Here is a 13231-nt window from a genome sequence, read left to right on the forward strand (position 1 = left end):
TCACAGCGATTTGCGGAGGAACGAGAACACCCGTTTTCGCACCGCTGGATAGTGGTACGACGAGTGCAAGAAGACGTGGTCGGCCGCGTCGACGGCGTCGTACTCGACTTCGTTTCCGGCGGCTTCGAGCGCGTCCGCTAACCGGGCGCTCTGGCCCGGTTCGACGACCGAGTCCTCGCTTCCGTGGAGCAACAGCGTCGGCGGCGCGTCAGCGCTGGGTGCGACCTCAGAGCCGCTGTCGCCGCCGACGCGCGTAATCGGCGAGCACCGACGCAACTCGGCGGCCGACGGCCGGCCATCGAACAGCGGCAGTGACTCGCTTGCGCGCTCGTGGTCGTCGGCTCGGAGGTCGTAGACCCCGGAGACCCCGACCGCGGCGTCGATGTCGGTCCGCCGCCCGAACTCGTCGCCGCCCGAAAGCGCCGCCAGCAACGCGAGGTGCGCCCCCGCGGAGTGCCCGACGACCGCGACGGCGTCCGGGTCGATGCCGAACTCGTCCGCGCGGTCCGTCAGCCAGTCGATACCCTCGCACACGTCTTCGATTTGCGCGGGGAACGGCGCTTCGTGGCCGAGTCGGTACGACACCTCGGCCGCGACGAACCCCTCGTCGGCGGCGTCGAGCGCCCAGCGGGCGAACTGGCCGGTCGACCCGGTCTCCCACGCGCCGCCGTAGACGAAGACGACGAGCGGACGGGCCGGTTCGGTCGTCTCGGCCGGGCCGCCCACCTCGGCCGCCGGCGAGTCGGGGCAGTACAGGTCCGCGGTCAGCGTGCGCTCCTCGCGGTCCGTGATAGTGCGATTTCGATGAACGAGAACGTCGGCAGGGTGGGGCATACCGACTCGTCGGTGCGGCGGGCCCCTATTGGTTTGGGCGGCGGCGAGCGACGAGCGGCGGGTCGTCAAGAAGGGTGACCTACCGGCGAAGCGCGGCGACTACTCCGCTATCTTCGCGCGGCCCGGCTCGATGAGTTCGTCGAGGTAGTTCGCGAGCGCGCCCTTCGCGTCGGCGGGGTGGAGTTCGCCGGATTCGAGGTCGGCCTCCAGCGTCTCGTAGTCGTCGTATTCGAGGTTCCCGCCGTACTGCTCGGGGCGCTCGACGACGACCCGCTGGAAGCGCGGGAAGACGTGGTACTCGAAGATTTGGAGGACGGGGTTCTCGCGCTCCTCGCCCTCGTCGGTCGGCTCGGGGTCGGCCGTCGGCGGGCAGAACGCGCCGTTGACCTTGTCTTCGATGTCCTCGGTGGTGTCCTCCATCGAGATGGTGACGCCCTCCGAGGAGGACATCTTGCCGATGCCCGTCCCGAGGTCCGCGATGAGCGGCGTGTGCATGCAGGTCGGCGACTCCTCGCCGATGCTCGGCAGGGTGTCGCGGGCGAGCATGTGGACCTTGCGCTGTTCCATCCCGCCGATGGCGAGGTCCACGTCGAGGTAGACGATGTCGAGCGCCTGCATGATGGGGTAGACCGCCTGCGCGACGGTGACGCCGTCGCCGCTTTTGATTTCGGCCATGGCGCGCTCGGCGCGCGAGAGCGTTGTCTCCAGTTCGAGCGCGTGCAGGTCGAGGACGTAGCTCTCGTCGAGCTGGTACTCCGAGCCGAGGACGAACTCCGTCTGGCTCTCGTCGAGGCCGTAGGCGATGAACTGCGCTTTCATCCGCTCGGCCGTCTGGCGAATCTCCTCGAAGGTGCCCTTGCCGTTGAGGTAGGCGTGTACGTCCGCGAGGAGTACGACTACCTCGAAGCCCGCCTCTTGGAGGTCGATGAGCTTGTTGGCGGTGAGCATGTGACCGATGTGGAGGACGCCGGAGGGCTCGTAGCCCACGTACGCTCGCTTGCCCTCGGAGTCGTCGGCCAGCGCGCGCACTTCGTCCTCCGTGACCACTTCGGAGGCGTTCCGAGTGATCAGGTCGTATGCGTCCATACCTGTTCGGTGTCGGTGATGTGGGATATGACTTCTGGAAGCCGTTCGCGGGCGAAACGGACAACATCCACCGGTCCCAACTCCGGGTGATGTCCGACTCAGGAACCACGACGCGTGCGCCCGTCATCATCTTCGCCGCGCTCATCCTCGTCGTCTTCGGCCTGCTCGCGGTCATGTGGGCGTCGGTCCGCGGCGGCGACCTCCTCCCGTACATCCTCGGCTTCGCCGTCTACTTCCTCGCGTTTCACGTCTACCTGCCGTACCGGGTCCACAAGGACGCGACGCTCAAGGGGCGAAACGCGACGTTCTGGGCCGTGCTCGCGTTCTTGGTCCCGCTCGTCGGGGCGGCACTGTACTTCGTGGTGGCCGTCGTCGTCGGCCACGACGCGACCGAGGAGTGACGACCCTCGGCGGCCGCGGCTCTCGTCACCGTCTTCAGTGATCCCAGAACCGATTTACGAACAGCCACGCATCCCGTCGGTATGCCTTCCGCCGACGCGAACCCAATCCGTCGATGGCTCATGGTCGTCTCGCTGTTTCTCGCTCTCCTCACGTACCTCGTCTCGTCGAGTGGGACCGGCGTCTACCTCGACAACGTCATCCGTCTCGTCTCAGGCGGTGCCGCGTTAGCTATCGGTCTCCTGTTGGCCGCCTCGCTCGTTCGAGCGTGGCCGCGAGAGCGAAACCGCGAATGAGGCCCGTCCGCGCGTCTCACTTTCGGCCGGTCACCGCCGGTTCTCGGCGCGGTGTTCGGAGATAATCTGGTCAACCATCTCCTCGCGCTGTTCCTTCTGTCGCTCCTCGGCACGGTCCTCCCAGTCGTCGATGGCGGCAGCCACCTCGGACTCCTTCGCCACGGCGAGTTCGTCTATCTCCTGAATCGTCACGCCGTCGGCGGGTGCGACCGGGATATCGGCCTCGAACAGCACTTCGTCCGCGACCTCCGAGAGGTTGCCCGACCGGAGGACGACCCGCGGGTCGAATCCGGCGAGTCGCTCGGCGGTCGTTCGCCCAGCCCCGCTGGCGTCGCGGAGGTAGACCACGTCGCCGGCGGCGATGCCGTACTCCTCGACGGTGTGGTCGAGCGCGCCGTTGGTGAACTGCTCGACGATTTTGACCGGCACCAAACTGCCGTCGGTGTTCACGTCCGCGAAGTTCGAGTGGTCGAGCTTCCACAGCGACTTCAGCTGGTCGAGCTTGTCTGCGAGCTCCGCCTTGTCGGCTTCGAGCGATTCGACCTTCCGCTCTAATCGGCCGTTCTCGCGTTCCAGTCGGGTGACTTCGCGGCGCTCGCGGGCCTCGCGGCGCTCCTCGCGGCGGGCGTCGGACAGTTCCTCTTTGTACTCCTCGATGGTCTCGTCTTTCTCCTCGATGGTCGATTTCAGGTCCTCGACGTGCGATTCGAGGCGTTCGACCCGCGACCGTAACTCCCGAATCTCGCGTTCTTCGGGCGTGAGTTCGGGCTCCTCGTGGGATTCGTCGTCGGCGTCGTCGCCGCCGTCGTCGGCGTCGTCGTCCATCTCGCGGAGGACGGCCTCGACCGACTCCTCGCTGGTGAGGACGCGGGCGATGACCTCCTCTCTGTCCACGTCGGCGGGGACCTTCCGGGAGATGCGCTCGAACTGGTCTTCGTGGTCGTCGAAGGCGAACAGCGCCGCGGCGAGGGCGTCGCGCTCGTGGTCGTTTTCGTAGTCGATGTCGCGGGTGCGGTGGAGCTTTTCGTCCACGGGGATGTCGCTCGCGGGGGCCCAGCCGGCGGCGTCGAAGCTCCGGCGGAACTTCTCGACCGTCTCGGGCATCGGCTGGACGTCGGCGGCGACGAGGCTGGGCCGCCCGCGCTCGATGAGCCACTCGATGACGGCGGCGGTGTCGGCGGTGCGCGTCGAGTGCACGTCAAGGACGCGCCCGTCGAGGCCGACGACGGCGACGGCCGTGGTCGTGCCGGGGTCGATGCCGACGATGACGCGGTCGCGGCGCTTCACGAGCGGTTCGAACTCGATGCCGTCGCGTCGCTCGCGCTCGATTTCGACGCGGGTGTCGCCCGAGCGGTGGGTGGACACGGGGATGTCCTCGGGCCGCGCCTCGACGGTGAAAAGCGCCTGCGAGTAGCCGCCGTACTTCTCGGTCACGTCCCGTTCGTAGTCGAGATTCGCCTCCTTCAGCGAGGACTCGACCTCGCGGGACTGCTGTTTGACCGACCCGTGGATGCGGCGCGTGTAGCGGTCCTGACTCCACCCGCCCTTGCCGGTCGAGCGGCCGCGAGAGACCTTCACGGTCGTCGTGTTCTCGAAGGCGGCGACCTCGTAGCCGACGTTACCGAGGGCGAGGCGCGCCGCGGCCTCGGCCTCCTCCATCGGGTCTTTGCCGTAGGGGACGCCGTGGCGCGAGGCGACCCGCGACAGGGGTTCCGGTCGCTCCGCGCCGGTCACCTGCACCAACTTCGTCCCGTGGGGAAGCCACCGCAGGAAGCGGACTAAATCGTCCTTGTCGGTCGCCAACTCGTACATGTTGTCCGTGGCGACGACGCGCGGTTCGTCGCGCTCGATGAGGCGGCGTAACTTTCGGAAGGAGACCACGTCTCGTTCGATTCGGACCTCGTCTGACTCGGTGTCTCGGGTGTCCAACACGACCAGCGCGTACGACGGCGAGTCGCCGCGGATATCGCCGCTCTGGATGTCGACGCCGAAGACGACCGAGTCGAGCGCACTCGTCCGGTCGTTCACGACGGCGACTAGGGCCGCGCCGGATATATACTCCACGCCGGTCGCGGGTGCCGACGCGGCCGGGTGTCGCGGTTGCGCGACTCGGCCGCTGACGCCGCTGCCACCGGGGACAGTCGCCGCCGCGACCTACGTTTGACACGAAACAAACAAGTCTCGGCTATTTGAAAATAGAGTGATGAGTTCTGACATCCCCGACCCGCCGTCGGTGACCTCCCGGTCGCTGACGCGCATCGCCCTCATCGGTGTCGTCGCCCTCCTCCTTATCGCCGCCCCCATCGCCGGGCTCCTCGCGTGGGAACCCGTCGAAGAGGGGAACGTCAAGGTGGTCAAGAAGTGGGGCGCGACCACCGGCACCGTCTTCGAACCCGGCGCGCACTTCGTCAACCCCGTCTCGCAGTCGACCTCGTCGCTGTCGGTGCGACCGCAGTCGTACACGATGTCGTCGTCGACGAGCGAAGGTGACAAACGGGGCGACGACGCCATCACCGTCCTGACCGAAGACGGGCTTCGGACGGATATCGACGTGACCGTCCGCTACCGCATCGACGCCGGACAGGCCGTCGAGTTCTACCGCAACTACCGGACGCTCGCCACCGCCGAAGAGCGCCTGATTCGGCCGTCGATTCGGTCGGTGCTCCGGACCGAGGCCGGTCGGCTCCCCGTCACCGTCATCTACACCGGCGAGGGCCAGACCCAACTGAAGGCCGCCGCCGAGAAGGAACTCGCCGAGGAGTTCGCCGACGACGGCCTCATCCTCGAAGCGGTGCAGGTCCGCAACGTCGAACTCCCCGCCGAGTACGCCCAAGCGGTCGAACAGAAGGAAATCACCGAACAGCGCCGCCAGCAGAAGCAGGACGAACTCGCCGTCGAGGAGCTGGAGGCCGAGCGCAAGCGCATCGAGGCGCAGGGGCAGGCCGACGCCAACCGCATCATCGCCCAGTCGCTGTCCGACGAGGTGCTGGCCCAGAAGTACATCGAGAAACTCGACGAGACGGACACCGTCTACATCCCGGTCGGTGACGGCGGCTACCCGCAGTTCGTCCGGTCGCTGGATAACGACGGCTCGTCGTCGTCGGATTCGTCGTCGGACGCTCGCTCCGCGTCGTCCAGTTCGTCGGGGTCGTCCAGTTCGTCATCTTCGTCCGGCTCCGAAAACGAGACGAGCACCTGACGCCGTCGATGCGTCTCCTCCGTGAACTGGCCGTCGCGGTCATGTTACTCGTCATCGTCGGCGTCCTCGCGCGCTCCGGTGCCGGCCGGTTCGTCCTGCCGGTCGTCGGCCTCGTCGTCGCCGCGGGCCTCGTGGCGCTCCTCTCAAAACAGCCGGCGTACGCACGGACGGCCGTCGGTCCGCGAACGAGAATCATCGAGTCGACCGTCGAACCGGCCGACGCCGTCTGCGTCGAATGCGGGTCGTCCGCGACGACGCGCCGGCGCTACGTCCGCGAGTGGGTCGTTATCGGGGTTCCGGTCGTCCTCCTCGACGACGGCGAGAATCCGGTCTGCGACGCCCACCGGGACTGAATCGGCCCCTTTTTGACTCTGTTCCCCGCTCAGCGGCCGCTCAGACGAGTCTCCCCTTCGAGACGAACTCGACGCGCCCGCCGACGCGGACCGCCACCTCGTCACCGCGGTCCTCGGCTTCGAGGTGGAGGTGCGACGGCCGGCCCATCTCGTAGCCCTGCTCGACCGTGACCTCGATTTCGTCGTCTCCGAAGTAGCGACGGCGGGCGAGGTAGCCCGCGAAACAGCCGTTTGCGCTCCCGGTCGCGGGGTCCTCGGCGACGCCGTGGCCGGGCGCGTACATCCGCGCCGCGAAGTCGTTCGCGTCGTCGCGGGGGTCCGGACAGAACAGAAAGAGGTTCTCGACGCCCACGTCGTCGAAGAACGACCGGTACGCCGGGGTAAACACCTCGCTCCGGGCGAGCGCGTCGCGGTCGCGGAGCGGCACCATCACCGCCGGGAGGCCGGTCGAGACGACCTGTATCGGCCAGTCGGCGTCGAAGTCGTTCGCGTCGAGCGACAGCACCTCCGCGAGCGTCTCGCGGTCGAGTTCCGCGCCGAACCTCGGCGCGTTCTGCGTCATCCAGTACTGCTCGCTGTCGCTTCCGTCGGTCCGGACCTCGACCGAAATCGGACCGACGCCGAGGTTCAGCGTCACCTCGTCGCCCGCGCCGAAGTGGTCGCGGAGGACGGCGGCCGTCCCGAGCGTCGGGTGTCCGGCGAACGGAATCTCCCCGTCCGGCGTGAAGATGCGAACGTCGTAGCCGTCGTCGGGCGACCCGCCCTCGATGAACGTCGTCTCCGAGTAGTTCATCTCGTTGGCGAGCGCGGCCATCTGGTCGGAACGCAGCGCGTCCGCGTCCTCGAAGACAGCCAGTTGGTTCCCGGCGTACTTCGCCGTGGCGAACACGTCGACGGTGTGGAAGGCGTTCTGCGGCACATCGACGGATGCGCCCGGCCGGGAGAAAAGCGTACCGCGGCCCGCGGACTACTCGCCGGTCTCGGCCCCGCCGCCGTCGCTGTCGGCGTACGGGACCTCCAGTTTCTGGCCGTCCTCGGCGACGAACGCCTCGCCGTCGTACACCTCGCGGGCCTGTTCGAGAAGCGGGCTCGGGTCGGCGGCGTACCGCGCGGAGACGTGCGTCAGCGCGAACCGCCGCACGTCGGCGTCGCGGGCGATTCGGGCGGCCTCGCGGGCGGTCGAGTGCGCGGTCTGTTTCGCTCGCTCGGCCTCCTCGTCGGTGAACGTCGCGTCGTGGACGAGCAGGTCGGCGTCGCGGGCGACTTCGACGGTCGAATCCAGCGGGCGAGTGTCGCCGGTGTAGACCACGGTTCGACCGGGCCGGGGGTCACCGACCACCTGCTCGGAGCGCACGACGGTTCCGTCTTCGAGTTCCACATCCTCGCCGGCGTGGAGGCGGCCGAACGCCGGGCCGACGGGGACGCCGAGTTCTTCTGCCTTCTCGCGGTCGAACCGGCCGGGGCGGTCGTCTTCGACGAGGGCGTAGCCGACCGAGGCGGTCCGATGTTCGGTGTCGAACGCGCGGACCTCGTAGTCGTCGGCGCGGTAGGCGACGTTCCCCGGTCGAACCTCGTGGACGGAGACGTGGAAACCGGGCTGGTAGCCGCCGGCGTGGACGAGTGTTTCGAGGTGGCGCTTGCTCCCCGGCGGGCCGTGGATGGCAAGCGAGGCGTCGCGGTCGTTGAAGTCGAGCGTCTGAATCAGGCCGGGGATGCCGAGGATGTGGTCGCCGTGGAGGTGGGTGACGAACAGGTGGCTGACGCCGAACCCGGTCCCGTAGCGCATCATCTGGCGTTGGGTTCCCTCCCCGCAATCGAACAACAGGCGCTCGCCGTCGCGGTTCACGAGGAACGCGCTCGGCGCACGCGCCGTGGTGGGGACGGCCCCGCCGGTCCCGAGGAAGGTCGCGCGCATGGACATGCTCCAGAATGATACCGGCGGGACTAAACGTGCGTCGAATCCGTCCCGGCCTCGGGGCTCGCCCCACGAGAAGCCGAGTCCGCCCGACGCCCCGGACCGACCGATTCTTACCCGACCGCCTGCTACCGGAGTCCAATGGACGCGCCGCTGTGGACCGAGACGCACGCGCCGGGGCTCGACGACCTCCCACAGCCGGAGGTCCGCGACCGCCTCCGACGCGCCGTGGACGAACCGATGAATCTCGTCGTGCAGGGCCCGCCGGGCGTCGGCAAGACCGCCGCCGTCCGCGCGCTGGCTCACGAGGCGCACGCGGACCCCGAAAACGACCTCATCGAACTCAACGTCGCGGACTTCTTCAACCGGACGAAAAAGCAGATTCGCGCCGACCCGCGGTTCGAGCAGTTCCTCGACGGTCGCAGTCGCATGGCGAAACGCGACATGATAAACCGCGTGCTCAAGGAGTCCGCCGGCTACGCCCCGATGTCAGGCGAGTACAAGACCATCGTCCTCGACAACGCCGAATCCATCCGCGAGGACTTCCAGCAGGCGCTCCGCCGCGTGATGGAACAGCACCACCGGACCACGCAGTTCGTCATCACCACGCGCCAGCCCTCGAAGCTCATCCCGCCGATTCGCTCGCGGTGTTTCCCGATTCCCATGCCCGCCCCCGACGACGACACCCTCGAAACCCTCCTCGCCGACATCCTCGACGCCGAGGGCATCGAGTACGACGATGGCGGCCTCCAGTTCCTCACCGACGCCTCAAACGGGAACGTCCGCAAGGCCATCCTCTCGGCCCAGCGGACGGCCACCGAGGCCGACGAGGTTACGATGTCCACGGTCCACGCCGCCCTCGGCGACGTGGGCTTCGACGACGAGCTGAAGACGCTCCTCATCAACGCCCGCGAGGGCGACATCAAGGACGCCCGCAAGACCCTCACGACGCTCCTCGACGACGAGGGCTACGAGGGGCAGGAGCTCCTCCGCGACATCCTCCGCGTCGCCGACTCGACGCCCGAGCGCTTCGCTGACGGCGAACTCGCCCGCCTGCACGAACTCGCGGGGCAGGTCGACCTCGACATCTCGACGGGCATCGACGACCGACTGCACATCACCCACCTCCTCACGAGTTGGGGCGCGGACGTCCGCGGCGAGGCATAGATGCAGTTCGCACCCGGCTACCGACGGTTCGCGCTCCCCGCGTTCCTCGGCGCGGCAGTCGCGGCGGTCGTCTTCCCGCCCCTCGGGGCCGTGCTGCTCGCGGTCGGCGCGTTCGTCCTCTGGTTCTTCCGCGACCCCGAGCGCTCGCCCCCCGACGAACCGGGCGTCGTCGCCCCCGCTGACGGGCGCGTCTCCGTGATTCGCGTCGAGGACGGCCGCGTCCGCGTGGGCGTGTTCATGAACGTCACCGACGTGCACGTCAACCGCGCGCCCGTCTCCGGTTCGGTCCGAACCGTCACCCACCGTCCCGGCGCGCACAAACCGGCGTTCTCGAAGGACTCCGACCGCAACGAGCGCGTCGATATCGAACTCGACACCGACGCGGGCGACCACGAGGTGTCGCTCATCGCCGGCGCGTTCGCCCGCCGGATTCACTCGTACGTCGCGCCCGGCGACGAACTCGCCCGCGGGCAGAAACTCGGCCACATCGACTTCGGCTCGCGGGCGGACGTGCTGTTGCCGCCGGAATACGGCTCCGAAGACGTGGTCGTCGAAAAAGGTGAGTCGGTGCGGGCGGGCGAGACGGTGTTGGCGCGGCGATAGCCGGACGAGCGCCCCGGGCTGTCCCGCCGGCACAAGACATTTATTGTGACATAGAAACTACATTTCATGCAGCGAAGACGAGTCCTCGCGTCTCTCGGCTCGCTCGCCCTCCTCTCGGGATGTCTCGGCGGCCCCGACGAGCCCTCGACCGAGACGACGACCACGAGCGGAACCAACACCTCCGAGTCGGAGTCGACCGAATCCGGACGGGCCGCGACCACCACGGACGACTGCGGGCGGACGGAGTTCTGCGAGGGGTCGGAGCTCGTTCGCGTCCGGGTCGACGGTGGCTTCTCCGGCGAAGTCGTGTTGAACCCCGCGTGCCGCGAGAGCGACATCGAACTCTCGCCCGGAGAGACGGAGACGCTCATCCGACAGACCGACGCCGAGACCTGCGACGTGGAACTCCTCGTCGACGGCGAAGTGGCCTACGACGGGCGGATTCAGGACTACGAGTACGTGATGGTGCGCGTCGGCTCGGACGGGGAAATCTCACTGCAGAAGGAAGTCCTCTAACGGTCTCAGTCGCCTCCAGTCATCTCCGGTCGCCTCGGCTACCGGCGCGTCTCGACGGCCAGCACCGCGACCGAGACGACGAGCGAGAGGACCGCCGCCACGAGACCGAACAGGTAGGACGGGTTCGACACGTCGGGATTCGACAGGAGCGACACCAGCAGGAACGACGACCCCATCGCGACGATAGCCATCGCCCGCGGGTCGGGGTCGTACGCCTCGGCGAGGGTCTCTCGAACCGTGCGCGACATGCCTCCGATTCGACGCGCTCGCTCATAGTCTTGTCGAGCGGTTGAACAAACCCCCTCTCGGCTGCGGCCGTGTCGGAGTCGCCGCACCGCCGCCGATTCCGACTACCGATGCAGCAGATGCACGTACCGCACCAGCGACCGGTGGACTCGGCGCTCGAACACCCGTTCGACCTCCCAGCCGGCGTCCTCGGCCGCCTCAGCCCACGACCGGTCGGCAACCATCACGCAGCCGGGGGCGACCCGGCGGACCTCCGCCAGCGCCCCGCCGACGAGGTCCGCAAGCGAGTGGCGGGCGATTTTCGACTGCCGGCCGTAGGGGGCGTCGAACACCGCGCCGTCCATCGAATCGTCGCGGAGGGGGAGCGCGGTGGCGTCGCCGCGGATTACGTCGCCGGAGCCGACGTAGTGGCGCAGGTTCTCCCGCGCGCCGCCGACCATCTTCGCTTGGGCGTCGACGCCGACCACGTCGGCACCGACGAGGCCGGCTTCGAGGAGGACGCCGCCGGTGCCGCACATCGGGTCCAAAATTCGGGCACCGGGCTCCGCGCCGGCCATGTTGACGAAGGCGCGGGCGTCCACGGGGGCCATGCTGCCCGGCTGGAAAAACGGCCGGTCGGTCGGTTTCCGGTCGGTGAAGTCGCGGACGGCCTCGACGGCGGTCCAGCCGACGAGACAGGCGCCCTCGGAGAAGTAGACCCGTAGCTCGTGGTCGGGGTCGTCCAAATCGACGCCGAAGCCGCGGCCGACGAGCGCCGACCCGAGTTCGCGCTCGGCGTCGGTCGTGCTGATACCGGTGAGTCCTCGCACGTCGCGGGCGCGGACGGCGACGGTCCCCTCGCGGTCGACGTTCGCGGCCGCGACGACGGCGCGGGCGGCCTCGATATCGGGTTCGCATCGACCGACCAGTTCGACGACGCGCCGGGTGTAGGCGAGTCGCCTCGCGCGCTCCGGGTCGACGCCGCGGGCGGTGGCGAGGCCGGGGGCGACGACCGTCACGCCCGTCGCGGCCGCCTCGGCCTCGCGGGCGGCGAAGGCGTCTTCCTCGCCGGCGAGTTCCAATCCGTACACGCTCGGACCTGACGGGCCGCGGAAATGAGGGTATCGGTCGTCGTCGCGCCCGCGGGGGCGGTGACGCGCCCCCCGACGTTGGCGACCCCGCCGAACGTGACAACCCGGCGACGGCGAGACTTATATCGGGCGCTCCGAATCCACTCGCATGACCTCTCTCGACGCCATTCTCTGGGGCGCGGCGGCACTCACCTACGGGCTCGGAGACTACGTCACGACCGTCCTCGGTGTCAGGACGGCGGGTGTGCAGGAAGGAAACCCCATCGTGCGGCGCCTCTCCGGCGGCGACCCCGGTCCCGGCTCGTTTGCGGTGCTGAAACTCGTCTCGGTCGCGCTGTTCTTCGCCGCCTACTGGGTGCTCAAGCCGGCGGTCGCCCGACTCGCAGTTCCACTTTCACTGACAGTTCTCGGCGCGGTCGTCACCGCTCGAAACGCCCGGATTATTCACCGCCGCGCGTAAGCTGTCATTCCCTCGCACCAATCTTTTTAACCCTTAAATACGTGACTTAAATCGTTGTATGACCGACCCCAAGGACACAATCAACATCGAAAACGTCGTCGCCTCCACGGGAATCGGCCAAGAGCTCGACCTCCAGAGCGTGGCGATGGACCTCGAGGGTGCCGACTACGACCCCGAGCAGTTTCCGGGACTCGTCTATCGCACCCAGGAGCCGAAGTCCGCGGCGCTCATCTTCCGGTCCGGGAAAATCGTCTGCACCGGCGCGAAGTCGACCGATGACGTCCACGAGAGCCTCGAAATCGTCTTCGACAAGCTCCGCGAGCTTCAGATTCCGGTCGACGACGACCCCGAAATCACCGTGCAGAACATCGTCACGAGCGCGGACCTCGGCGAGAACCTGAACCTCAACGCCATCGCCATCGGGCTCGGTCTCGAAAACATCGAGTACGAGCCGGAGCAGTTCCCCGGCCTCGTCTACCGCCTCGACGAACCGAGCGTCGTCGCGCTCCTCTTCGGGTCGGGCAAGCTCGTCATCACGGGCGGCAAACAGCCGACAGACGCCGAAGCCGCGGTCGACGTCATCATCTCGCGGCTCTCCGAACTGGGCCTCCTGAACGGGTCGTTCTAACCCACCGAACCTCGACTGCGTCGCGTAACCGGGACTCGAATCGACCGAATCTAAGTCAGTCGCGTCCTTCGGGCCGGTATGGACGCGCTCACCTTGCAGACGGCCGCCGGTGCGCCGGTCACGGCCGTCGCCGGAACGTTCGCGCTGTTCGCGCTGTTCCTCTCTCTCACCGCCCACATCGCCGCGCGGAACGTCCTCGGCGACGTGGAGTTGAAAAAGGCGTTCGCCGTCGGACCGGTCCCGGCGGCCATCGCCGTCGTCTTCACCTCCTTCGGCTGGAACTCCTTCGTCGCGCTCGCGCTCGCGCTCGGTCTCGACTTCGGCTTCGTCAAGTACCTCTACGGCCGGTCGAACCGCCTGTCGGCGTACGTGGTCGTCATCCACTTCGTCGTCTCGGTGCTTCTGGGTCTCGTCCTGTTCGGCCTCTCCGCCATCCTGCTGACCGCGCCATTCTGAGCC

General features: G+C 68.0%; 17 protein-coding genes. 10 read left to right on the plus strand and 7 right to left on the minus strand.

Translation table 11 applies throughout. The annotated features are described in order from the left end of the window. Positions 1-834 carry an alpha/beta hydrolase gene (locus tag ACSR87_RS08405; protein ID WP_498530166.1) on the minus strand — a complete coding sequence of 278 codons (834 nt, stop codon included), beginning with the start codon at positions 832-834 and terminating at the stop codon, positions 1-3. Positions 835-933: 99 nt separating this feature from the next. Next, positions 934-1920 carry a tyrosine--tRNA ligase gene (locus ACSR87_RS08410; RefSeq protein WP_498530167.1) on the minus strand — a complete coding sequence of 329 codons (987 nt, stop codon included), beginning with the start codon at positions 1918-1920 and terminating at the stop codon, positions 934-936. Between the two features lie 20 nt (positions 1921-1940). On the opposite strand from ACSR87_RS08410, the gene ACSR87_RS08415 reads away from it, so the two are divergent. Together ACSR87_RS08415 and ACSR87_RS08420 are read left to right on the plus strand one after the other, a co-directional pair. After that, entirely contained in the window at positions 1941-2321 is a 381-nt protein-coding gene (locus tag ACSR87_RS08415; RefSeq protein WP_498530168.1) for an ATPase, read from the plus strand. An 81-nt stretch (positions 2322-2402) separates the two neighbouring features. Next, entirely contained in the window at positions 2403-2615 is a 213-nt protein-coding gene (locus ACSR87_RS08420) for a hypothetical protein (RefSeq protein ID WP_498530169.1), read from the plus strand. 30 nt (positions 2616-2645) lie between these two features. Here the strand turns inward: ACSR87_RS08420 and ACSR87_RS08425 are convergent, their stop codons facing one another. Further along, entirely contained in the window at positions 2646-4643 is a 1998-nt protein-coding gene (locus ACSR87_RS08425; RefSeq protein WP_498530170.1) for a DUF460 domain-containing protein, read from the minus strand. 175 nt (positions 4644-4818) lie between these two features. Here ACSR87_RS08425 and ACSR87_RS08430 point away from each other — a divergent pair, with 175 nt between their 5' ends. Beyond that, positions 4819-5814 (plus strand): prohibitin family protein, encoded by a 996-nt coding sequence (locus ACSR87_RS08430; RefSeq protein WP_498530171.1) that lies wholly within the window; start codon positions 4819-4821, stop codon positions 5812-5814. 8 nt (positions 5815-5822) lie between these two features. Next, positions 5823-6167 carry a DUF8108 domain-containing protein gene (locus tag ACSR87_RS08435; protein WP_498530172.1) on the plus strand — a complete coding sequence of 115 codons (345 nt, stop codon included), beginning with the start codon at positions 5823-5825 and terminating at the stop codon, positions 6165-6167. Positions 6168-6207: 40 nt separating this feature from the next. Here the strand turns inward: ACSR87_RS08435 and ACSR87_RS08440 are convergent, their stop codons facing one another. Beyond that, positions 6208-7086 (minus strand): PhzF family phenazine biosynthesis protein, encoded by an 879-nt coding sequence (locus ACSR87_RS08440; RefSeq protein WP_498530173.1) that lies wholly within the window; start codon positions 7084-7086, stop codon positions 6208-6210. Between the two features lie 48 nt (positions 7087-7134). Then, positions 7135-8082, minus strand: coding sequence for a ribonuclease Z (rnz, locus tag ACSR87_RS08445; protein ID WP_008578549.1), 948 nt, complete (start codon positions 8080-8082; stop codon positions 7135-7137). Between the two features lie 141 nt (positions 8083-8223). Here rnz and ACSR87_RS08450 point away from each other — a divergent pair, with 141 nt between their 5' ends. The 3 genes from ACSR87_RS08450 (at position 8224) to ACSR87_RS08460 (ending at position 10368) form a co-directional block, all read left to right on the plus strand. Beyond that, on the plus strand, positions 8224-9249 hold the full coding sequence (locus ACSR87_RS08450; protein ID WP_498530174.1) for an AAA family ATPase: 1026 nt from the start codon (positions 8224-8226) through the stop codon (positions 9247-9249). Beyond that, positions 9250-9852 carry a protein sorting system archaetidylserine decarboxylase gene (locus tag ACSR87_RS08455; RefSeq protein ID WP_498530175.1) on the plus strand — a complete coding sequence of 201 codons (603 nt, stop codon included), beginning with the start codon at positions 9250-9252 and terminating at the stop codon, positions 9850-9852. Between the two features lie 66 nt (positions 9853-9918). Then, a complete protein-coding gene (locus tag ACSR87_RS08460; RefSeq protein WP_498530176.1) occupies positions 9919-10368 on the plus strand; it encodes a hypothetical protein in 450 nt (149 codons plus the stop codon). Between the two features lie 38 nt (positions 10369-10406). Here the strand turns inward: ACSR87_RS08460 and ACSR87_RS08465 are convergent, their stop codons facing one another. Both ACSR87_RS08465 and ACSR87_RS08470 read right to left on the minus strand, forming a co-directional pair. Beyond that, positions 10407-10616 (minus strand): hypothetical protein, encoded by a 210-nt coding sequence (locus ACSR87_RS08465; RefSeq protein ID WP_008576713.1) that lies wholly within the window; start codon positions 10614-10616, stop codon positions 10407-10409. Between the two features lie 102 nt (positions 10617-10718). Beyond that, complete coding sequence (locus tag ACSR87_RS08470) at positions 10719-11675, minus strand: methyltransferase domain-containing protein (protein ID WP_008576714.1); 957 nt, start codon at positions 11673-11675, stop codon at positions 10719-10721. A 157-nt stretch (positions 11676-11832) separates the two neighbouring features. On the opposite strand from ACSR87_RS08470, the gene ACSR87_RS08475 reads away from it, so the two are divergent. The 3 genes from ACSR87_RS08475 to ACSR87_RS08485 all read left to right on the plus strand — a co-directional run bounded on the left by ACSR87_RS08475 (position 11833) and on the right by ACSR87_RS08485 (position 13228). After that, entirely contained in the window at positions 11833-12144 is a 312-nt protein-coding gene (locus ACSR87_RS08475; protein WP_008576715.1) for a DUF5658 family protein, read from the plus strand. A 58-nt stretch (positions 12145-12202) separates the two neighbouring features. Beyond that, positions 12203-12772, plus strand: coding sequence for a TATA-box-binding protein (locus tag ACSR87_RS08480; protein WP_004045271.1), 570 nt, complete (start codon positions 12203-12205; stop codon positions 12770-12772). A 78-nt stretch (positions 12773-12850) separates the two neighbouring features. Continuing rightward, positions 12851-13228: a DUF7473 family protein gene (locus ACSR87_RS08485; RefSeq protein ID WP_498530177.1), complete on the plus strand. Its 378-nt coding sequence runs from the start codon at positions 12851-12853 to the stop codon at positions 13226-13228. The last annotated feature ends 3 nt before the right edge of the window (positions 13229-13231 follow it).

The sequence above is a fragment of the Haloferax sp. SDI50 genome (assembly GCF_059802635.1).

Excerpts from the sequence above, each read along its gene's own strand:
- ACSR87_RS08485 (WP_498530177.1), top strand. The coding sequence starts at position 12,851 with ATGGACGCGCTCACCTTGCAGACGGCCGCCGGTGCGCCGGTCACGGCC.
- ACSR87_RS08455 (WP_498530175.1), top strand. The coding sequence starts at position 9,250 with ATGCAGTTCGCACCCGGCTACCGACGGTTCGCGCTCCCCGCGTTCCTC.
- ACSR87_RS08430 (WP_498530171.1), top strand. The coding sequence starts at position 4,819 with ATGAGTTCTGACATCCCCGACCCGCCGTCGGTGACCTCCCGGTCGCTG.
- ACSR87_RS08435 (WP_498530172.1), top strand. The coding sequence starts at position 5,823 with ATGCGTCTCCTCCGTGAACTGGCCGTCGCGGTCATGTTACTCGTCATC.
- ACSR87_RS08475 (WP_008576715.1), top strand. The coding sequence starts at position 11,833 with ATGACCTCTCTCGACGCCATTCTCTGGGGCGCGGCGGCACTCACCTAC.
- rnz (WP_008578549.1), bottom strand. The coding sequence starts at position 8,082 with ATGCGCGCGACCTTCCTCGGGACCGGCGGGGCCGTCCCCACCACGGCG.
- ACSR87_RS08480 (WP_004045271.1), top strand. The coding sequence starts at position 12,203 with ATGACCGACCCCAAGGACACAATCAACATCGAAAACGTCGTCGCCTCC.
- ACSR87_RS08405 (WP_498530166.1), bottom strand. The coding sequence starts at position 834 with ATGCCCCACCCTGCCGACGTTCTCGTTCATCGAAATCGCACTATCACG.
- ACSR87_RS08460 (WP_498530176.1), top strand. The coding sequence starts at position 9,919 with ATGCAGCGAAGACGAGTCCTCGCGTCTCTCGGCTCGCTCGCCCTCCTC.
- ACSR87_RS08450 (WP_498530174.1), top strand. The coding sequence starts at position 8,224 with ATGGACGCGCCGCTGTGGACCGAGACGCACGCGCCGGGGCTCGACGAC.
- ACSR87_RS08465 (WP_008576713.1), bottom strand. The coding sequence starts at position 10,616 with ATGTCGCGCACGGTTCGAGAGACCCTCGCCGAGGCGTACGACCCCGAC.
- ACSR87_RS08420 (WP_498530169.1), top strand. The coding sequence starts at position 2,403 with ATGCCTTCCGCCGACGCGAACCCAATCCGTCGATGGCTCATGGTCGTC.
- ACSR87_RS08410 (WP_498530167.1), bottom strand. The coding sequence starts at position 1,920 with ATGGACGCATACGACCTGATCACTCGGAACGCCTCCGAAGTGGTCACG.